General features: G+C 39.5%; 20 protein-coding genes. 8 read left to right on the forward strand and 12 right to left on the reverse strand.

Annotated elements, in window-relative coordinates; genetic code table 11:
• Positions 1–155: 155 nt before the first annotated feature.
• From AACZ73_RS07605 to AACZ73_RS07620, 4 genes are all read right to left on the reverse strand, one after another.
• Positions 156–1,238 carry a FecR domain-containing protein gene (locus AACZ73_RS07605; RefSeq protein WP_339876851.1) on the reverse strand — a complete coding sequence of 361 codons (1,083 nt, stop codon included), beginning with the start codon at positions 1,236–1,238 and terminating at the stop codon, positions 156–158.
• A 152-nt stretch (positions 1,239–1,390) separates the two neighbouring features.
• Positions 1,391–1,984: a sigma-70 family RNA polymerase sigma factor gene (locus AACZ73_RS07610; RefSeq protein WP_339876852.1), complete on the reverse strand. Its 594-nt coding sequence runs from the start codon at positions 1,982–1,984 to the stop codon at positions 1,391–1,393.
• Between the two features lie 242 nt (positions 1,985–2,226).
• A complete protein-coding gene (locus tag AACZ73_RS07615; protein WP_339876854.1) occupies positions 2,227–2,790 on the reverse strand; it encodes a helix-turn-helix domain-containing protein in 564 nt (187 codons plus the stop codon).
• Between the two features lie 123 nt (positions 2,791–2,913).
• Positions 2,914–3,270 carry a DoxX family protein gene (locus AACZ73_RS07620; RefSeq protein ID WP_339876856.1) on the reverse strand — a complete coding sequence of 119 codons (357 nt, stop codon included), beginning with the start codon at positions 3,268–3,270 and terminating at the stop codon, positions 2,914–2,916.
• Positions 3,271–3,384: 114 nt separating this feature from the next.
• Between AACZ73_RS07620 and AACZ73_RS07625 the strand changes: the two genes are divergently transcribed.
• The gene (locus AACZ73_RS07625) at positions 3,385–3,777 is read left to right on the forward strand and encodes a helix-turn-helix domain-containing protein (RefSeq protein ID WP_339876857.1); all 393 of its coding nucleotides are present in this window, start codon (positions 3,385–3,387) and stop codon (positions 3,775–3,777) included.
• On the opposite strand, the gene madM is transcribed toward AACZ73_RS07625, so the two are convergent.
• The 3 genes from madM to AACZ73_RS07640 are packed head-to-tail and all read right to left on the reverse strand — an operon-like array spanning position 3,774 to position 6,366.
• A complete protein-coding gene (gene madM / locus AACZ73_RS07630) occupies positions 3,774–4,532 on the reverse strand; it encodes a malonate transporter subunit MadM (protein WP_339876858.1) in 759 nt (252 codons plus the stop codon). The genes AACZ73_RS07625 and madM overlap by 4 nt on opposite strands.
• Complete coding sequence (gene madL / locus AACZ73_RS07635) at positions 4,532–4,891, reverse strand: malonate transporter subunit MadL (RefSeq protein WP_339876859.1); 360 nt, start codon at positions 4,889–4,891, stop codon at positions 4,532–4,534. Before madL ends, madM begins: the two co-directional genes overlap by 1 nt.
• Positions 4,891–6,366, reverse strand: coding sequence for an acyl-CoA synthetase (locus AACZ73_RS07640; protein ID WP_339876861.1), 1,476 nt, complete (start codon positions 6,364–6,366; stop codon positions 4,891–4,893). The genes madL and AACZ73_RS07640 overlap by 1 nt, the downstream gene beginning before the upstream one ends.
• Positions 6,367–6,595: 229 nt before the next feature.
• Between AACZ73_RS07640 and AACZ73_RS07645 the strand changes: the two genes are divergently transcribed.
• From AACZ73_RS07645 to AACZ73_RS07665, 5 genes are all read left to right on the forward strand, one after another.
• Positions 6,596–7,057, forward strand: a complete 462-nt coding sequence (locus tag AACZ73_RS07645) for a MarR family transcriptional regulator (protein ID WP_339876862.1) — start codon at positions 6,596–6,598, stop codon at positions 7,055–7,057.
• Positions 7,058–7,129: 72 nt separating this feature from the next.
• A complete protein-coding gene (locus AACZ73_RS07650; RefSeq protein WP_339876863.1) occupies positions 7,130–8,497 on the forward strand; it encodes a TolC family protein in 1,368 nt (455 codons plus the stop codon).
• A 19-nt stretch (positions 8,498–8,516) separates the two neighbouring features.
• Positions 8,517–9,569, forward strand: coding sequence for an efflux RND transporter periplasmic adaptor subunit (locus AACZ73_RS07655; protein ID WP_339876865.1), 1,053 nt, complete (start codon positions 8,517–8,519; stop codon positions 9,567–9,569).
• Between the two features lie 3 nt (positions 9,570–9,572).
• Positions 9,573–12,731, forward strand: a complete 3,159-nt coding sequence (locus AACZ73_RS07660; RefSeq protein ID WP_339876867.1) for an efflux RND transporter permease subunit — start codon at positions 9,573–9,575, stop codon at positions 12,729–12,731.
• Positions 12,732–12,796: 65 nt separating this feature from the next.
• On the forward strand, positions 12,797–13,027 hold the full coding sequence (locus AACZ73_RS07665) for an acyl carrier protein (RefSeq protein ID WP_339876869.1): 231 nt from the start codon (positions 12,797–12,799) through the stop codon (positions 13,025–13,027).
• Between the two features lie 295 nt (positions 13,028–13,322).
• Here AACZ73_RS07665 and ggt read toward each other — a convergent pair whose 3' ends face one another.
• From ggt to AACZ73_RS07680, 3 genes are read right to left on the reverse strand one after another with little or no spacing between them, the layout of a single operon-like run.
• Positions 13,323–15,032: a gamma-glutamyltransferase gene (gene ggt / locus AACZ73_RS07670; protein WP_339876871.1), complete on the reverse strand. Its 1,710-nt coding sequence runs from the start codon at positions 15,030–15,032 to the stop codon at positions 13,323–13,325.
• Positions 15,029–17,395: a S9 family peptidase gene (locus AACZ73_RS07675; protein ID WP_339876873.1), complete on the reverse strand. Its 2,367-nt coding sequence runs from the start codon at positions 17,393–17,395 to the stop codon at positions 15,029–15,031. The genes ggt and AACZ73_RS07675 overlap by 4 nt, the downstream gene beginning before the upstream one ends.
• A gap of 27 nt (positions 17,396–17,422) precedes the next feature.
• The gene (locus AACZ73_RS07680; protein WP_339876875.1) at positions 17,423–17,758 is read right to left on the reverse strand and encodes an Hpt domain-containing protein; all 336 of its coding nucleotides are present in this window, start codon (positions 17,756–17,758) and stop codon (positions 17,423–17,425) included.
• A gap of 182 nt (positions 17,759–17,940) precedes the next feature.
• Here AACZ73_RS07680 and AACZ73_RS07685 point away from each other — a divergent pair, with 182 nt between their 5' ends.
• Together AACZ73_RS07685 and AACZ73_RS07690 are read left to right on the forward strand one after the other, a co-directional pair.
• Positions 17,941–18,102 carry a hypothetical protein gene (locus AACZ73_RS07685; RefSeq protein ID WP_339876877.1) on the forward strand — a complete coding sequence of 54 codons (162 nt, stop codon included), beginning with the start codon at positions 17,941–17,943 and terminating at the stop codon, positions 18,100–18,102.
• A gap of 65 nt (positions 18,103–18,167) precedes the next feature.
• Positions 18,168–18,815, forward strand: coding sequence for a hypothetical protein (locus AACZ73_RS07690; protein ID WP_339876879.1), 648 nt, complete (start codon positions 18,168–18,170; stop codon positions 18,813–18,815).
• Between the two features lie 54 nt (positions 18,816–18,869).
• Here AACZ73_RS07690 and AACZ73_RS07695 read toward each other — a convergent pair whose 3' ends face one another.
• A complete protein-coding gene (locus AACZ73_RS07695; protein WP_339876881.1) occupies positions 18,870–19,487 on the reverse strand; it encodes a deoxynucleoside kinase in 618 nt (205 codons plus the stop codon).
• Positions 19,488–19,493: 6 nt separating this feature from the next.
• A complete protein-coding gene (locus AACZ73_RS07700) occupies positions 19,494–20,384 on the reverse strand; it encodes a 3-hydroxybutyryl-CoA dehydrogenase (RefSeq protein ID WP_339876882.1) in 891 nt (296 codons plus the stop codon).
• Between the last annotated feature and the right edge of the window lie 158 nt (positions 20,385–20,542).

Here is a 20,542-nt window from a genome sequence, read left to right on the forward strand (position 1 = left end):
ACTTTCAATTTGGTTTAAACTATTGTGTGGTTTATTCTTAAAATTCTGAAAGCTCACCATTGAGTTTTCAGCTACCTCAGACTGGAGATGTTGACGCATCTTCAGTCATTTTCACATTTACATTCTTCTTTTTTTTCAGCATAGATAAGCGGGGGTTATTGTTTGAAATTTATTTTGATTTGCTTTCCGGTTATTTCGTAGTTAAACCGAGCTGTGTAGCTAAGTCCATCCAATATATTCTTCAACGTTTCGCCTTTGTATTTACCCGAAAGGGTCAGATTCTGCTCGGTATAATTGAGCAATGTGATTTGCACACCAAACCAGTTTTCTAGCATTTTGATCGCTTCAGGTAGAGGAGTGTCATCAAAAATGATGGTTTGATTTAGCCATGCTAGCACTAGGTCCTCTTCGAAAGATTCCTTTTCCCACATATTCCCTTTTGGTAAAGTGACAACTTGTTCTCCAGGACTGAGGTAATCCAGGAATTCTTTTACATCCTGGGATTTGACTTCTACTTTTCCTGTAATTAAGGAAATTGAGATTTTCTCGGAGTTATTTGCTTTGATGTTAAAGGAAGTGCCCAGCGCTTTGGTAGCTATATCCTGTGTATGGACAATGAAGGGTTTTAAAGTATCGTGGGCAACTTCAAAAAATGCTTCGCCCTCAAGAAAAATTTCCCGGGTTTCTCCAACAAAATTCTGAACGTAACGAATGCTACTTCCAGCATTCAATTTGACTACAGTGCCATCGCTTAATGTTACAGAAGATTTGATTCCTGGTTTGGTGCTGTAAGTAAGCCAGTTGATTTTATCTGTTGATTTTACTTTAGGAAGCGAAAAGTAAAGAAAACCTAAAAATCCTGTCAAGAGAATTACGGCAGCTATCTTAAGTAATGCAAAATTGAATTTTCTTTCTTTCGATATTCTTCCATATCGCTCAATTGTGGATTGGGAATTTAGGGGAATAGAAGGCGTTATTGGCTCTTTGGCAAAATCGGAATTTAACCGGTCATCAATTTTATTCCAGAGTACTGAGATGTCCTCCTCTTTGATCTTGTAAACTTTCTTAGGAAAATTCAATACCAGTTCCCTGGCCAACTCAATATCATGGATTTTTCCTGGGTTCTTTTCAATAAAAGACTCCCAACGAAGATTTCTTTGTTTGTTTGGAGACAGTATCCAATCTCTGAAGTCACAGTCTAATACTAAATCTTCTACCGAGAAATTTGATTTATCCATAATGAACCGTTTCAGTACATTAAGGAGCGAAGTGTGGAAAGTTATCCTTCAAAATTTTAATTTTTTTTAACAATTACATTTCATTTAGAAAATCCCGTAATCGATTGCGAAAAACGCAATGAAATCAATAATTCTGTGTGATTTTCTTAAGGCTATGAGAGAAGAAAAATTGCTGTAACGACAGTGATTGCCTTTTTCAACGCATTGATTGCTTTCCATGCAAGGGTGTATGTTGACCGGATGTTAATCTCCAGTAGCTTGGCCGTTTCCTCGTAACTTAGCTTTTCAAAAAATAAATACTGAATTACTTCTTTCTGACGTATGGGCAACCTTCTCATAGCACCATACATCTGACTTGTGATTTCGTTTTCTGTTTGATGCTGGACCAGTTGATCCTCTATAGAAATTACAATCGACTCCTGTTCTGTTAACCAATTCATGCTTGATCTTCGGAAGTTTTTTCCCAGTTCTTTGTGAATACGGTTAGAGAGTGATTTAAATAAATATTGCTTCACGACTACATCACTACCAAGATTTACATGGTAGTTCCATAAATCAATAAAAATGTCTTGGATTGCATCTTTTACTATAGCCTCATCAGCATGAAGACTCATGCCAAAACTAAATAGGTCTTTAATATACAGCCTATATATTGCCTCCAGGGCATACCTATCACCGGAGCGGAGATCTTCCCATAAGTTTTCGGATGATAGCTCTTGTAAATTATCGGGATTAGATAAAGACAATTTAGCTCGGGTTACTTTATTGATTTTCGAAGTAACGAATTTTCTTTCGTCATAAAAAAACAAATAGTGATAAGTGGCTTTAGAAATTATTTAGTAACACGGTCATACATTCTGAAAAAAAATACTATTTGTAAGGGTTAAAAGTAGAAATTTTCCAGAAGTAGGTCATCTAAATAAGTTGTCTGAGAGTGTTCCGTTATTAAAACTTTTTGAAGTTTAATTCAATAATAATTTCTAGGATTTCAAATTTCATCCAGACTTCTCCGTGTAGGATTTACCTGATTCTTAAAAGCTGTCGGCGTCATTCCGGTTTCCCTTTTAAACTGTGAAGAAAGATAGGCAACACTGCTGTATCCGAGCAGATCTGCAATTTCTGAAAGACTTTTTTCCTTATAAAAAATCAATTCCTTAACTCTCTCAATTTTCACTTTGGTGATAAACTTCTCTATTGTAATACCCTCTACTTGGGAAAAAAGCTTACTCAAGTAAGTGTATTCATGGTGAAGTTTTTCGGAAATAAAACTGGAATAATTTTCTGTAATCGTTTCGCTAGAATGCTGTATCTGTTCTATCAATATACTTTTGATCTGAGAAATCAATGTGGATTTCCCTTCTTCCAAAAGCTCAAATCCTTCAGCATCAAGTGCTTCTGCCAATTGCTTTTTCTGGGCAACACTAGGGTAATGATTCAACACTACCTTCCCTAAATCCACTGAAGAATAGGCAAGCCCCAGCTTATTTAAGATCTCAGACACTGATGAGATGCATCTTGGGCAAACCATATTTTTGACGTGAATCTGAGACATGTTTTAGATGGTAAGTTTATCATCAAATGTATTCGATTCAATTTTAGTTCTCAACCCTATAAGAATCAATTCATAAAGTATCCTATGAGAAATCATAGGATACTTTTATGTGATAGAGGTTTATTAACTGATTTTTGTAAGAAATATTCTGGAAACAGCCAAAAATGCCAGTGCGACTAAAGGAATAATTATAGCCGATGTCGGATGTCCATTTGCGGAGTGCGCAATAAACGCTGAGATAAAAGTGATCCCAAATCCAGCATAAGCCCACTCCTTAATAACATACGGAATGGATGGAATTAGCAGTGCAAGCACTCCAAGGATTTTTGCAATTCCTAATTCGATGCGAAAGAAATCCTTAAATCCCATGGAGATGAATGCCTCAGATATATTAGGATCAGTAAAATAGGCATAAGCACTGAAAAGCATCATTAATGATACAAGTGCTGTGGAAGTCCAATAGATGATTTTATTTTTCATGATTGTAAAGTTTTTTACAAACTTATCGTAATTAACTATAGATTTGTAAGTACTATACTAACATATAGTACTATACTTTGGTATAGTTTAAGTTAAAGCTCATTTAAATGTCTTATGGAGAAGCTAGATAAGTCAAATCATAGCCAATGCACAGGTATAATTCGTCCAGTTCAAGATGCGCTGGATGTTTTGAATGGAAAATGGAAGCTGCCAATCATCGTGGCTTTGCTCCATGGCTACAAGCGTTTTTCGGAAATTTCCAGGCAGGTGCCCGGCATTACCGATCGCATGCTATCTAAGGAACTACGTGATTTAGAATTAAATCAATTGGTGAAGCGGAAGGTCTACGATACTTTTCCTGTAACTGTAGAGTACACAATGACTCAATATGGAGAGACACTCAAAGATGTAATCAATGCGCTTCACATCTGGGGTGAAAATCATCGGAGAAAAATATTCGGAGATGAATTATTAAAGCAGCCTGTTGATAAAGACCATCTGGGCTAAAATAGGATTTCAACCAAATAATAAAGGAGGGAAGGGCAAAGCAAGCATCCCAGCCCGGTATAGAAAGTTGCTGTGACAGCTCCATAAGGAACAAGTTTGGGGTTGGTAGCCGCTAATCCAGCCGCGACTCCGCTGGATGTTCCCATGATTCCGCCAAATGCCATGGCAGATCCAGGGTCATTAAGTCCTATTTTTTCGGCTAAAACGGGGGTGAAAATTGTTACAGCAATCGTTTTTACCACACCGGCTGCAATGCTCAAGGCAATCACTTCCGAACTGGCACCCAACGCTGCACCAGTAACTGGACCCACGATGTAGGTACATGCGCCAGCACCAATGGTTGCCAAGCTTACCGCATCTCGGTATCCCCACAGCCAAGCCATTGCCACTCCTGATATGAAGAAGATCAAGATTCCTAGAATCAAAGAAATTAATCCAAGTAGTCCTGATTTTTTGATGAGGAGAAAACTTGCTCCAATAGCTGTGGCAACAATAGCAAAGTCCCGAAACATTGAGCCTCCCAAAACTCCCACTCCGCGAAAAATGGGAATATCTGACAATCCTTTTTCACCGCCATTAATTACACCTCCCAAATAACCCAATACCAATCCCATAAAAATTGCAATGGCAGAGCCAGGAATTCTACTCTTCAATACTTTCTTGGAAAATAAATCCGATGAATAGGTGATAATTCCTATGACAAGAAATCCTACGATTAATGCATTCTTGTCAAATACTTTAAGCAGCTCTTCCATCAGTTCCGATCAAAAGCTTTAATTAATACTGGGAAAAGTGCAAAGGCAAGAATGACTGGAATAATACCAGCAACTATTGCCAACTTGCCGCTCGAGATAGCAGCCTGGACGTTCAGACTGGCCGCCATGGCGATCACGACAGGAATATACATTTTGTTCCAAAAATCAATTCCTGAAATCATTTCATGCTTCCACCAGCCTTTTCGCTCATAAAGCTCTGTTAGAAGCATTAGTATGATCATTGAAAAGCCAACTCCACCCACGTTTGAGTTGATTCCAATAAGTTTCCCCAAAAGCTCCCCAAGCCACTGACCAAGTAGATAAGAAAAGGAGAGAAGTGCCAAGCCGTAAATCAGCATCAGAAAAGTTTTTTCAGATCATTCTTGGTGACTTTACCCATGGTATTTCGTGGTAGTTCGTCTATGAAAATGTAACTTCTGGGAGTTTTGTAAGAAGGTAAGCGCTCCCGCATCCATTGGTTAAGTTCTTCAAGGTTAATTTTCTCCTTACTCACCAGCGCAGCTCCTACCAGTTCACCCCATTCATCATTAGGAATTCCTACTACACCACAGTCATCTATCTGAATATGTTTTCGCAATACTTCTTCTATTTCCAAAGCCGAAATTTTGTATCCGCCTGATTTGATTATATCTATGGAGTCCCTTCCGAGAATTTTATAATAGCCATCTTCCAATACCACAATATCCCCGGTTTTAAACCAGCCGTCCTTGGTGAAGCTCTTTGCTGTAGCCTCAGGTTTGCCCCAATATTCCTTAAACACACCAGGACCTTTCACTTGAATTTCGCCAGGTTCATTAGCCTGAACAGTATCATTGTTTTCGTCTACAGTTCGGATTTCCACTTGAGGCAGAGGTTGACCAATATGTCCTGCCCGTCGTTCTCCCTCGTAAGGATTACTGATTGCCATACCTATTTCGGTCATTCCATACCGTTCCAGCAGATAGTGTCCCGATATTTCTTTCCATTTTTCCATTACAGAAACCGGCAGAGCTGCAGAGCCTGAGATCATCAAGCGAAATTGGGACATAGCGATCGAGAGTTCTTCCTGCTCAGTTTTTTCCATGCTTTCAAACTCAGAAATCAATTTGAAGTAGATAGTCGGGACTGCCATGAAAACATTGAGTTTGCCTTCCAGGAATATCTTAAATACTTCTGCGGCATTGAAGGGATTAAGGAACTGTACTGTCGCGCCAGACCATAAGGCACAACAAAGCACATTTATAATACCATGCACATGATGAAGTGGGAGAATCTCAAGAATATGATCCTGAGATGACCACTGCCAAGCCTGTACTAGTGTGCTGATTTGCGATTCTATGATCGCATGAGTTGTTAAAACTCCTTTTGGGAGAGAAGTGGTGCCAGAAGTGTAAAGAATCATTGCTCCACGTTCTTTACTTATTTCTGGCAGAGCGGCATTTCCATTTTGGCTGAAAGACTCGGTTGCTATAAAACGTATCTTCGGATCTGATTTATAAGATTCTAGAATAGAAATATATTCAGGGCCTACGATCAAATATTCCGCTTCAGTATCTTCTATTACATAAACAAGGGAGGGTAGAGGGTAGGTGATACAAAGCGGAACGGCAATTCCTCCGGCTCTCCATATTCCCCATTGCGCGGCTACGTAATCTATTCCTGGGGATATCATAAATGCTACCCTTGCTTCTTGGAGGTCTGGTTTATCACCCAATAAAACATCACTTACACCATGACTTCTGTCTAATAAATTTTGATAGGAATAATTGTCATGGAAATCAATAATTGCAGTTTTGGAGTGGTACTGCTTTGAATTTTCTATTAGCTGCAGCATGGAATATTCTATGGAAAGGTTTACTGTTTCAGTAAGTAAGATATATGCTATTGTTTATAATGGAAATAATAGGAATGTATTTTCTGGTATAAAGGATTTGGAAGTTGAATTGTACTATTAATAAAAAGTGAATAAAGAAATATAATTTTTTTTGTTCTGTATTTGCAGAACTAACTGAACTTTCATTACATTTGTCCCGTTACAAGCCCATAACCCAAATAAATCAAGCATGATATTAACTGAAAGACATAAGGAGCTGATCGAAAGAATTGGTGTTTTCCATGAGCATAAAGGAATGCAACCGCTAGTAGGTAGAATTATAGGTCTGCTTTTGATTCATGAAGATGGAGAGGTTTCTTTTGATGAAATCGTGGAGCAACTCGGCGTTAGTAAAAGTGCAGTTAGCAATGCTTTGACTTTCCTTCAGGCAAAAGACAGATGTGTTTATTCTACAAGGCCTGGTGATCGAAAAAGATATTTTGCATTGAAACTAAGTGACTGGAGAGAGGACTTTGCCAAAGAATTGGAGAACATCGCTGAGATCCAAAAGTTCATCGATGAGGTGCTGGAAGTGAGGACAGAAAAGAATCACGAATTCAATTGCAAAATGAAAGACTTCTCTGATTTCTTGGGTTTTTTCAAAAAGGAGATTCCTGCATTATTTGAACGATTTAAACGGCAACAAGCCTAAAAAAATTTATTCAGTAAGTTTAGAAAAAACAGAACCAACTATAAATTTTATAACCAACTATTATTCAATAACATGTTAAAGAAGTATTTAACCTATGCATTTTTCTTATTGGCTCCAGTGGTAGCCATGGGACAAGAGGCGGCGCAGGAATTTGATCTTCCGGATACACTTACTTTAAAGGAGAGTATCCAGATTGGATTGGAAAACAACCGCACGCTGAAGAAGGCTATTCTGGACGAGGAAAAGGCTAAGTATCAGAGAAACGAGATCAGAGGCGCTGGTCTTCCCCAGTTCTCTGCTTATGGTCAATACAACAATTTTCTGGATGTTTTTCCTCAGGCGGTGCCAGGAGGGATTTTTGGAGGAGACCCAAATGAGATTCAGGTGATTTCTCTTGGCGTACCTCAGTCTCTGAAAGCTGGGTTCGAATTGAATCAGTTGATTTTCAGCAATTCCTATTTAATAGGTTTGAAAGCTGCAAAAACTGGAGAAGAGTTTTACCGCATTCTGGCGGAGCAATCCGAGGAAGATGTAATCCACGAGATTTCCATGAATTTTTTGGGAGTGATTCAGCTGGAACTTCAGAGGGAGAATTTGCTGGCAAACATAGATCAGCTGGAGAGTCTGGAAAAAATCCTTCAGTCGCAATATGACAATGACCTGGCACGTAAAGTCGATTTAAATCGAGTGAAGGTCAATCTAACTTCAATAAAAAGTGAGCTTGAAAACTTAGAGATCGGTATCTATCAACAAGAAGGATACTTGAAATTGTTGATGGGAATTCCTGTGGATACTGAGATCAATCTGGATCAGTCAGTGGCCGATATGGACCAGAAAGTAAAAGACTTTGAGGTTCAGGATTTTAACATTTTTGACAGAAAAGATATCCAGGTTTTGGGAGTGCAGGAGCAATTGAATGAGTATGAATACAAAAATATAAAAGCAGGACATCAGCCTCAGTTAGTCGGATTTGCGGATTTCAATAAAAATGCATTTTCTCAGGATTTTGATTTCTTAGGCCAAAACAAAGTCTGGTATCAAGGTTTTTTAATCGGATTGAAATTGCAGATACCGATTTTCGATGGGATGCAGACCAAATACAAAGCTGCGCAATCTAAGGTGAGTGCTCAGCAATTAAACTTGGATCGTCTTCAGGCTGAAGATGCCGCAGAATTGGAATACAAAAATGCACTGAATAAATATTACAATTCTTTGAATACCCTTGCTTCGTTGGATAGCAATCTGGATTTGGCAAATGACGTTTTTGAAGAAACCACTTTGCTATATAAAGAAGGGCTTAGCCCGCTAACTGATTTACTCGATTCGGAGACTACACAGCGGGAAGCGCAAGCAAAATACAACAATCAGATCATACAGGTTCGAATCGCTCAACTGGAGATTTTGAACTCTACTGGAAAAATCAAAAATCTTTTACTGTAATAGAAAACTCATACCAACGATGAAAAAAATAATAATCATAGCACTTCTTCTAGTCGGTGTAGGAGCAGTAGCATTCACGCTTTACAATAATAAGCAGGAAATGAATGAGTCTGCCACGCTAGCCATGAAGTCCAGTGAATACATCTCTGTGACTGTGGAAAAAGTGGAGGAGAAGACCGTTAACCGAAATTTTGAAGCAAACGGCATTTTTGAACCTTCTCAGGAATTGAAATTGATGTCTGAGACTTCCGGAGCGATTGTTAAGATCCAAAGAAGAAAAGGAGACTACGTGCGCAAAGGTGATTTGATTGTTCAGATTGATGATCGATTGATCCGCTCTGATTACACCATCGCTAAGCTTAATAGAGATCAGGCTGAGAAGGATTTGAAGCGTTTTGAAAATCTAGCAGCTACTGATGCAATTACTAAAAAGCAATTGGAAGAAAACGAAAATGCTTTCAAAATCGCAGATGCTCAATTGTCCGCTTTGAAAAAGAGATTGGACGATACGCAGGTGACTGCTCCAATCGCAGGCTTCATTAACGAAGACTACTATGAAATGGGAACCTTGGTGAGCCCGGGAATGCCTCTGGCAGATATCATCAATAAGAATCCTTTGAAACTATCTGTGAATGTGACTGAAAGCGAAATCGCCAAAGTGAACAAAGGTGATGAGATCGCTGTCAGAGTGAATGCAATGTCCAATCAGGATTTTACAGGAAAAGTAAATTTCATCTCGGACAAGGCGGATGCTTCTTTCAAGTACGAAGTGGAACTGATCATGAACAGTAAAAATCAAGATCAAATCAAGCCAGGAATGTTTGGGACAGCACAATTTGAATTTTCCCAGGAAGAGAAAGTGCTGAAAATTGACAGAAAATCTATCGCTGGAAGCTTGAAAGATCCTGGAGTTTACCTCATCAAAGACGGTGTAGCAGTTTACCAGCCAGTTAAAATCAATCCTTTAGATGATGGTACTGTTGAAATTTTGGACGGCTTGAAAGCAGGTGACGAAGTGATCGCTTCCGGTTTGATCAATGTGAAAGAAGGAACAAAAGTCAAAGTTCAGTAAACTATGCAAATCACTAAAATTTCGATTCAACGGTCGACCATGGTGGTCGTACTGTTCACCGTACTGACTTTGCTTGGGATTTTTTCCTACTCGCAACTGTCTTACGAGCTTTTACCAAAGATGGAATCCAATGTGGTAACCATTTCTACCATCTATCCTGGTGCAGCTCCATCGGAAGTGGAAACTTCCGTGACGAAGAAAATTGAGGATGCAGTAGCTTCTTTGGAAGGAATTAAATCTATGAATTCTATCTCTCAGGAGAGTATTTCTATCATTACGATAGAACTTGATGCGGGCGAAGATGTGGATTACTCCATGCAGGACGCACAGCGTAAAATCAATGCCATTTTGGGAGATCTCCCTGATGATGCCGATCCTCCAAGTTTGGGCAAATTCGACTTAGGTGATTTACCGATTATGCAATTGGCTGTCTATTCTGATCTTAAGCCTTCGGAGTTTTATGATCTGGTGAAAAACAAGATTCAACCATCAATGGCTCAGATTAAAGGTGTTGCCCAAATTAATATGCTGGGTGGTACTGAGCGGGAGATCAAAGTAAACTTGGATAGAAACAAGCTGGACGGATATGGGATTTCTCCGCTTTCGGTAGCACAGACTATCAATGCTAGTAATCTCGATTTTCCTACTGGACGATTGAAGGATAATGAAGGCCAGGTTTTGATCCGTCTTGCGGGTAAATTCCAGAACATTCAGGATATCGAAAACTTGGTTATTGCATACCGGGATGATGAATCTCCTATTCAATTGAAAGAAGTTGCCGAGGTGGCAGATTCTTATAAGGACGAGGAAATTCTCACTAGACTAAACGGTAAATCAGCGATTGGTTTGACTGTTCAAAAGCAATCTGATGCTAATGCGGTGGAAGTTGCTGAGGTTTTGGAGCACGAGCTTCACAACTTGGAGCAAACTTACAGCGCAGAAGGCGTTTCCTTCCAGATTTCCCAAAACACTTCCGAGTTTACTTTGGAGGCAGCCAATGATGTGATCAAAGATTTGATTATTGCGATTGTGTTGGTGGCTTTGATTATGCTATTATTCCTTCACAGTATTCGAAATGCAATCATCGTAATGGTGGCTGTGCCGGCATCTATCGTAGCAACATTCACGGTGATGTTCTTGGCAGGCTTTACATTGAATTTGATGTCTTTACTGGCACTTTCGCTCGTGGTAGGTATCCTGGTGGATGATGCGATTGTGGTGATTGAAAACATCTACCGTCACCTGGAAATGGGTAAGACAATAGCCCAGGCTTCCTACGACGGTATCCGTGAGATTGGCGCAACAGTTGTTTCAATTACTTTGGTAATCATCGTGGTATTCGTGCCATTGGCTATGACAGGTGGATTGATCGGAGGTATTTTGGCTCAGTTCAGTATTACTGTAGCAACCGCTACTTTGATTTCATTACTCGTAGCATTTACATTGATTCCGCTGCTCACGTCCAGATTCTCCAAGCTGGAGCATTTGGATAAGAATTCCTTCTTCGGGAAAATCATTTATGGTTTTGAAGCTGGGCTAGATGGATTTGTAGATTGGATTGTTGACTTATTGAGATGGGGATTTGCTCATAAAATCGCTTTGCTTGGAATCACTTTCGTACTGTTTATATCTTCTTTCTTTCTTGTGATCCAAGGTTTTATCGGTTCCGAGTTTGTTTCTGAAGGAGATAGGGGAGAATTCCTACTCAGATTAGAGCTTCCAAAAGACGCGACACTTGAGCAGACCAACTTCAAAACCCGTGAAGTCGAAGATTACTTAAGAACATTACCTGAAGTTACTGAAGTGTTTACCACTGTTGGTGTAGCTTCTGGTCAGTTTACAGGATCACAATCATCTCCATTTACATCTGAGATTTTGGTGAAACTGGTGGGTCCGGAACATAGATCTATGACAGGTCCTGATTATGCAAGAAACCTTGAGAATTACCTAGAGGAAAATATCACGGGAGCTGAATATACTGGAGTTCCGATTTCTATCATGGGTACTGCGAATGATGCGCCGATTCAGGTGATAGTTTCCGGTCCAGATAAAGATTCTATCCGCGTAGTATCAGAGAAGATCGAAGCAATTCTTGCTGGTTTGACTGGTACTAGAAAAATTGAAAGTTCGCTGGAAGACGGTAACCCTGAAATCCGGGTAGAAGTAGATCGCTATAAAATGAATGAGCTTGGACTTTCCATGGATATGGTGGGTGGAGCGCTTCAAGTTGCTTTCAACGGTAACGACGATTCTAAATATACAGATGGTGACTACGAGTATGATATTCTTGTGAAGCTGAATGAGTTTGACAGAAAGTCAATCTCAGATGTGCAGAACCTTACTTTCTTAAACAGGAGTGGAAAACTGGTAAAGTTAGAGCAGTTTGCAAAAGTGAACCAGTCTGAGGGTCCAACTAAGTTGGAGCGAAGAGACCGTGTTTCTTCTGTGAAAATCACTTCTCAGGTAGCTGGTGTCCCTTCAGGAACAGTGGGAGCACAGTTGACTGCAGCAATTGATCAAATGGATCTTCCTCAGCAAGTGCAGATCAACTATGACGGTGATATGAAAAACCAATCTGAAGGTTTCGGATCCTTGGGAATCGCCTTGTTGGCGTCGATCATTTTGATCTACCTGATCATGGTGGCCTTGTATGATTCTTATGTATATCCTTTGGTGGTGATGTTCTCACTTCCTATGGCATTGATTGGTTCCTTGCTTGCTTTGGCACTGACTAAAGGCACATTGAGTATCTTCTCTATCATGGGTCTGATCATGCTAATGGGATTGGTAGCTAAGAATGCAATCCTTTTGGTGGATTTCACCAATCAGTTGAAAGAGGCTGGAGTGGAAGTGAGAGAAGCTTTGGAGAAAGCAGTTAAGATCCGATTCCGTCCAATCCTGATGACTACCATAGCGATGGTGATTGGTATGATGCCAATTGCTTTGGCTACCGGTGCAGGTGCTGAATGGAAAAATAGCTTGGCTTGGGTAATTATCGGTGGTTTGCTTTCATCGATGTTCCTGACCTTGGTCGTGGTTCCGGTGATCTATTACTTGTTTGACAGATTTATGGTGAAAATCGGAAAAGGAGATAAGAAGCACATCGAACTGGAAGATACTAATGTGGAAGAGTTTGAATCCGAAGCTGCCGCTTACGTCTAAGCAAAAATTGAATTAAATGCCCTTGCTGATTTGCAAGATCAGCAAGGGTTTAAACTATATCCCCAATGAAGAATTATACAGATTTACGCAAAATATCAAAGGTCTTCCATCAATATGGAATTGACCTCACAGGAAAAAGAAAATACGCATCTTTTAGCAGTGACCTGAGAATGGATAAAGTATTTGTGGACGGATTGATATTCGAATTAGAATATGAATTAAGAAAGCAGATCGAGGATGACAAAGTTGATGGTGTGCAAGCACCCGCCCAGATTATAGAATTGTTGATGAGTTAATTTTGTGAGGGTGAAAAACTCTTTCGCCCAAACCTTGAAAAGAGTTCTGGATGTCCGGAACTCTTTTTTGTTTTAACCCATAAAAAAGAAAGGGAAGGCTTCCACAGAAACCTTCCCTCACAATGACGTAGTCAACTAAACTAAAAGAGAAAAGCCTTACTCTCCGTATGAGCAGCAAGACCTTTTCTTGTCATTGCTTGTGGTCATACCGTTTTATCCACTTAAAAGTTCGTGATTTAACTTTTTTTGTGATTTTTGGTTGAAATTAAAGATAAACGGAAAGTGTCCGTCTTTTTTAAAATCCAACGGCCTTATCGTCTCCTCTTGGATCTGCTCCTCCCTCCAGTTTTCCATCTGGCAGTACAAGAATAGCATCTACTTTTCCGATGATAGGATTATTGTTTTCCTGAATTAAATATCCTTTCGATTTTAATCCTTTTATCAGAGTAGAGCTGAAAGATTCGGGTTCAAAGCTAACTATATCAGGCAGCCATTGATGATGAAATCGTGGTGCATTAACGGCTTCCTGCATTCCCATTCCGAATTCGTGCACGTTCATTATAGTTTGAACCACAGAAGTAATGATGGTAGAACCTCCAGGCGTGCCTACGACCATCCAAAGTTTCCCATCCTTCTCCACTAGCGTAGGAGTCATAGAGCTCAGCATTCTTTTACCTGGCGCGATACTGTTGGCCTCCGCACCAATAAGGCCGAACATATTAGGGACTCCGGCTTTTGAGCTAAAATCGTCCATTTCATTATTCATAAAGAACCCAAGTTCATCAATATAAACTTTCGAACCATAAGCACCATTCAGAGTGGTGGTGACAGAAACTGCATTTCCTTCTTCATCCACAATAGAGTAATGGGTTGTTTCCATACTCTCTGTAAAGGAAAATTGACCTTCAGCTATATCCGCAGACTTAGTCGCTTGCTGAAAGCTAAAATTTTTCATCCGTGTTTGTAAATAAACAGAATCAAGAAGTTTCGCCACTGGAATATCGACAAAGTCAGGATCACCCAGATAGAAATTCCTGTCAGCATAAGCTCTTCTTTCAGCTTCTACTAATACTTGAATATGTTTTTCACTATGATGCCCAAATTTTTCAAAATTGTACGGCTCAGCCATTTTCATGATTTGAGCTATGGTAATTCCTCCTGAACTGGGCGGTGACATAGAAATAATATTCAATCCTTTGTATGTAAAGGTAATCGGGTCCCTCCATGCTGCTTCATATTCAGCCAAGTCTTCTCCAGTGATTATCCCACCAAGATTTTGTATGTGTGAAGAAATGATTTTTGCTGTTTCTCCGGAATAAAATTCTTCAGATCCGTTTGTGGCTATTCTTCTGAGAGTTTTGGCCAGGGCTAGATTTTTAATAGTATCACCGGCTGAGAATTCTTTCCCGTAAAATGTCTGCTCTCCATTTACTTCAATAAGAGTAGTTCGGATTCTTGAGAGCCGATCAGCTTGATTTTGAGTCACTACAAAACCTCTTTCTGCCAGATCAATTACAGGTTGAAGAATCTCAGCAGGAGTAAGTTTTCCAAATTTTGCCTGGGCAGCAAATATGCCAGATATAGTACCAGGAACTCCTGAAGCCATAGCACCCTTGGTACTCATATCAGGAATCACCTCCCCAGACTCATCCAAATACATATCTCTACTCGCAACTTTTGGAGCTTTTTCCCGATAATCAAGCCCGCCTGTAGAACCGTCTGCCAAACGATAAACCATGAATCCACCACCACCAAGATTACCAGCAAAAGGATAGGTAACTGCCAAAGCCATTTCGGTTGCCATCATCGCATCAAAAGCATTACCTCCCTTCTGAATTATGCCGAGACCAATAGCTGAAGCTTCTTCACGTGCAGACACCACCATTGCATTCTCGGAGATTTCTCCAACTACCCTTGGAGAGAGAATTTTTGACTTGGTACAGGCCTGAACAAATATGGCTGATCCTGCGATCAGCCATAGTACTTTATTAATTCTTATTTTCATTCCTCAATCAGCGTTTCATTGAATAGTTTGAGAATTCTTTTGTATTCATCCGTCCACGAGCTGGGTTCTACAAATCCGTGATCTTCCACCGGATAAATAGCCATTTCCCAATTGTCTTTGCCTAGCTCTATTAATCGTTGAGAAAGCCGCACTACATCTTGAAAATGCACATTTACATCTACCATACCATGAGCCATTAATAGATTTCCCTTCAAACCTTCGGCAAAATAAATAGGGGAAGAGCGTCTATAAGCAATTGGATCTTCTTCAGGAGTATTTAAAATGTTGGCTGTATAGCCATGGTTATAATGAGCCCAGTCTGTCACTGAGCGAAGTGCTGCTCCGGATTTAAATGTTTCCGGAGCATTGAAAAGTGCCATCAACGTAATGAATCCACCGTAGCTTCCTCCATACAAACCAACTCGTTCAGGATCTATCCCATGAGAAGCAACTAGGTATTTTACGCCATCCACTTGATCAGAAAGGTCTTTTCCACCCATGTGACGATAAATTCCAGTTCTCCAGTCACGTCCATAGCCAGCTGATCCACGATAATCAATATCCAAGACTGTATATCCCAAATCAGTTAATAGATTGTGGAACATGTATTCTCTAAAATAGCTGCTCCACCATTTGTGAACGTTTTGCAGATATCCTGCTCCGTGTACAAAAACTACAGCTGCCCCATTCTTTTTAGCTGGATCTGGGGAGTAAAGCCTCGCAGGTACTTGTGCTCCATCTTCAGCCGTGAACTTAACTATCTGTGGGTCTCTCCAATTGTAAGCTTTGAACTCCTCGCTCTGTCCTTCAGTTAGTTGGACGGCTTGTGCACCTGACTTATTATCTTGGAGATAAAGTTCAGCAGGCTTATTACTGTAAGAATAAATGATTGCAAGTTTTTTTTCATCTGGAGAAAGGGTGACTTCATTATTGCCAGTCATTGAAGTAAGCTTTTCCATTTTACCTCCCATAAGAGGCATTTTATAGAAATGGCGCTCTCCGGGATCTACTTCAGATGTAGTCAGGTACCATGATTTTTTATCTTTAGATAGAAAAGGGTCAAATACTTCGTAGTTACCTGAAGTCAGAGCTTTCTTTTCTCCGGTAGTTACGTCCAGTAGATATAGGTGAGAATATCCCGTTTCTTCAGACTGAAAATAAATATTCTTATTATCAGGAAGCCAGCCCAAAGTTCCACCATAAAAAGATCGACCAATTCCTGGGCCCGAGATCCAAGCTTCATCTCTTTGACGATCAAGAGTTTTTAACTTTCCGGTTTCCAAATCCACTGCAGCAATCCAACGGTCTTTGTTGTCTACCGAACTGATGTTTACAATTGCTTTTTTTCCATCAGGAGAAAAATATGGTGAGGACAACATTACATCTCTTTCTTTTTTCTCCCAGGTCTTATCGGGATAATCTCTTACATAATCAGGTAAATCTGTGATACCAGTAAGATCAGATGTGGTCAAAAAATAAACAGTGTCGCGGTTAAGATCGTAAATTCCGATTTCAATTTTAGTGGGATCGTTTCCTACTTTGGAGCGCGCGTTGAGATCTGTGGTGTACCCTGAAGCATCTACATAATCAGGAACTTTGGTGTTTTTATTATTAGCTGAGTTATAGATAGAAAATGTAGCGTAATTTCCGTCAGGTGATAATTGCAGGTTAACTGGTGATTTGCCTTCAGTATAGTAGACAAATTCTTCCTTATCTGATTTAGCAAAATCCTCCCGATATTCTCTTCTCATTTTATCCTTTTCTTTCCGCTCATTCACCACATTTAAGAGTTCGAGATTTTCTGATTCTAGCCATTCTACTTTAGCATCGTCTTTGGACTTTTCTTTTGGCTTAGATTCAGTGGAAATGTTAGTGACTTTTCTTACAGTTTTAGAAGCCCGGTTCCAAATGTAAATGTTGCTTTTGGAGGCAAATGCTATTTCCTGATCGTTGGCAAGGAACTTCGGGTCAGAGAAGTTTTCGGGCCACTCGATCAGCACATCGGAAGTATGATCTTTCATGTTTTCCAGCATTAATTTTTTATCCAACTGGTAAACACTTAATGATTTATCCGAATTAAAATCTGAATCGTTCCGCTCGTTTGACTTTAATTCTCCCCAGCCGACTTTAGAGACAGTGGACTTATCCGAAAGATTAATTTTATAAAGAGAATCAGCAGGGTCTAAATCTTTATTGTACCGGAAATATATTGTCTGCGAATCATCACTCCATGTGGCGTTGGAAGGGAAGGTTCCCATCCAACTCGGGTCGCGCATAATATAATCTACACTTAAAGTTGACTGCGCATTTGCTTGAATAAGGGTAATAAAAAGCAATGGCAGAAACAGTAATTTTCTCTGCATAATTTTAAGGATTTGTTTATTCTGTAATCAATTTAGGGCCTCTATAAACTGATCGAGCTCAGTTTCTATGCCTGCAAGGTGGGTTTTAAGACTTGCATACAGGGTATGATAATCATCCGGGTTATTTTCTATTTCTTCCAACAATTTTTTTGTTTTCTGAGCTCCAATATAACTCATAGTTGGTTTTGCTTTATGACATCTTTTTTTGACGGTTTGAAAGTCATTTTGATCGTAAAAAATATCCAGTTCTTTTAAATCCTTGATATTGGTGTCCAAGATAATCTGAACCATCTCCCTGATCATATCAGGCTCGTCTTCGCCAAAATAATGATAAATTGATTGCTCACTTATGAATTGATACATGGTAGGACGAAAAGGTTTTAAATTATAAAAATTGCATTTGGAACAAAGTTCATAAAATTAAACACAATTTTGAAAAAGTATAATTTTTAGACAAGGTCTTTCAATAATTCATGATTATTGCTGAGACATTTATTTTGATTAATTAGTTTTGCATCAAACTCGAGTCAGAAATTAACTACCAAATGCCCAGGAATAAGAAGATATTTTTGATCCTATTTGTGATTTTCATGCTGATCATGTGTTGGATTGGATACGATATTTCCCAGAGAACGACATTTCCTGGCTCCAAAAGAAATCTGGAACAGCGGATACAGGATGACTTGGAAAAGGATGTAAAAAAATAGCGTCTGCTATTCAAGTAAAATAGAATACACTCAATCGGCAGTTCTGCCGAGAAAATACCAAGTCAATGGATAACTTAATGACCCGCCAACTTGACCTCATTTTACGTGAGGGGGAGGTGGATTTTGAGCGGGATTTTGAATTAGAAATAGTATCAAAATATTTGGATCAAAAAGGTCAGAATTGGCTAGCCGAGATCTATGAAGATCTGGGAGGAGTTGGGAAAATTCCTTTGCTGGAGAAATTAAAGTTTGATTTCAAAATTGGAAGGAATTTGTTCGTGTATGATGAGGAATTTCACTTCAATAGATATCGACTAGTTACTTTCAGGTCAGAGCTTTACACGGAGTTGAATTTCCCTTTTTCTGAAATGCAAAAACGTCTTTGCCGGACTTACGAAAAGGATTGTCTGAAAGTAGGATTACAGCAAAGAATCTGGAATGGAGCTCCTATAGCTAAGCATTGTTTTGGTGAAGCAAGTGAGCCAGGGGATTTTTCGGGTAATGGAGCAATAGGATGGAAGCTTACGGCTTATAATGATGCTCAATTTGACTTGCAAACCAGAATTCATGGATATAAACTTTTTAGGATTACACCATTCGAAACACTAATGACTGGAGGATCTTTAAAGCGACTGGATCAACTTCTCATTAACCCTAAGGAGGAACAACGGGCGATGCTGTTGAATTGGTTTAATAGGAAATATCAATCCTAAACGAAAAAGAGTCGGTTTTCAAACCAACTCTTTTTCGTTTTATAGATAATCCAATTAAGAAAACAACCCAAAAATTTCCCGATTTACTTTTTCCACCACGAATGAGAAATCGGCTGGATTCTCCACGAAGTCAAGGTTATTCACATCTATGATCAATAGTTTACCTTCCTTATAGCCAGCAATCCATTCTTCATAGTGTGTATTCAGGTTTTTCAGGTAATCTATCCGCATAGTTGTCTCATAGGTTCTACCTCTTTTTTCGATCTGACCTACCAATTTGGGAATATCAGCTTTGAGGTAAATCAGCAGATCCGGAGCTTTCACGTGAGCGATCATACTGTCAAATAAACTGAGGTAATTTGCATAATCACGCTCAGCCATAAGCTGACTTTTATAAAGATTAGCCGCGAAAATATAAGCGTCTTCATAGATCGTCCTATCCTGAATAGTAGGCGTGTCACTTTCTTGAATCTTCTTGATTTGATTGAATCGGGAATTGAGAAAATAAACCTGAAGATGAAAGGACCACCTCTTCATATCTTCATAAAAATCAGTAAGATAAGGGTTATTATCTACAGCTTCGAATTCAGCTTTCCAACCATAGTGTTTGGCTAGTTTTTCGGTGAGCGTAGTCTTTCCGCTACCTATATTTCCAGATACAGCAATGTGCATGAGTTCTTATTTTGAAAAGCGAGGAGACACAATTGAATCTTTGCTTCCAGCCGTGTATTTATAGAAGCCTTCACCGGATTTCACTCCTTTGTATCCAGCCTGCACCATATTTACCAATAAAGGACAGGGAGCATATTTTGGGTTTCCAAAACCCTCATGAAGGACTTTAAGGATAGAAAGACAAACGTCCAATCCAATAAAATCAGCCAACTGCAATGGCCCCATCGGATGCGCCATTCCAAGTTTCATTACGGTATCAATTTCACTTACGCCCGCCACACCTTCAAATAAAGAATAGATCGCTTCATTGATCATTGGCATCAAAATTCTATTTGCCACAAAGCCTGGATAATCATTGACTTCCACAGAATCTTTAGAAAGTTTGCTGGATAAAGTCATAATCTTGGCTGTGACCTCATCAGAAGTTGCGTACCCACGGATCACTTCCACCAACTTCATCACCGGAACAGGGTTCATGAAGTGCATTCCAATAACTTGTTCAGGTCTTTTGGTAGCAGCGGCTATTTTCGTAATAGAAATCGAGGAGGTATTACTAGCTAGAATAGCTGAATCAGGACTGTATTGATCAATTTGTCGAAATAGATCTAGTTTAATTTCCATATTCTCAGTGGCAGCTTCCACTACCAAATCGGCGGATTTTATTCCAGCTTTAAGGTCGGTGAAGACCTCTATTCTTGCTAACGTGGCTTTCTTATCTTCCTCCGATATGAGCTCTTTGCTAACTTGTCTATCCAGATTTTTAGCAATGGTGCTAACAGCTTTGTCAAGAAATTCCTGCTTAATGTCGACCAAACTAACCGCGTATCCATGCTGGGCGAAGACATGAGCTATGCCATTTCCCATGGTGCCGGAGCCTATTACTGAGATATTTTTCATGTTGGGGTGATGATGTGTAAAGTTAGGATTTGGGTTTAAAATCAACGGATTTTACCAGTTGAAGAGTTCAAAGCTAATTCCGACTGCCAGCAAATCCAATTTTTTAACTTTCGATGTCCGACTTTGTTTGTCGCAAAACTTCAGTTTCAAAATGCGAT

The sequence above is a fragment of the uncultured Algoriphagus sp. genome (assembly GCF_963974835.1).
GTDB lineage: Bacteria > Bacteroidota > Bacteroidia > Cytophagales > Cyclobacteriaceae > Algoriphagus.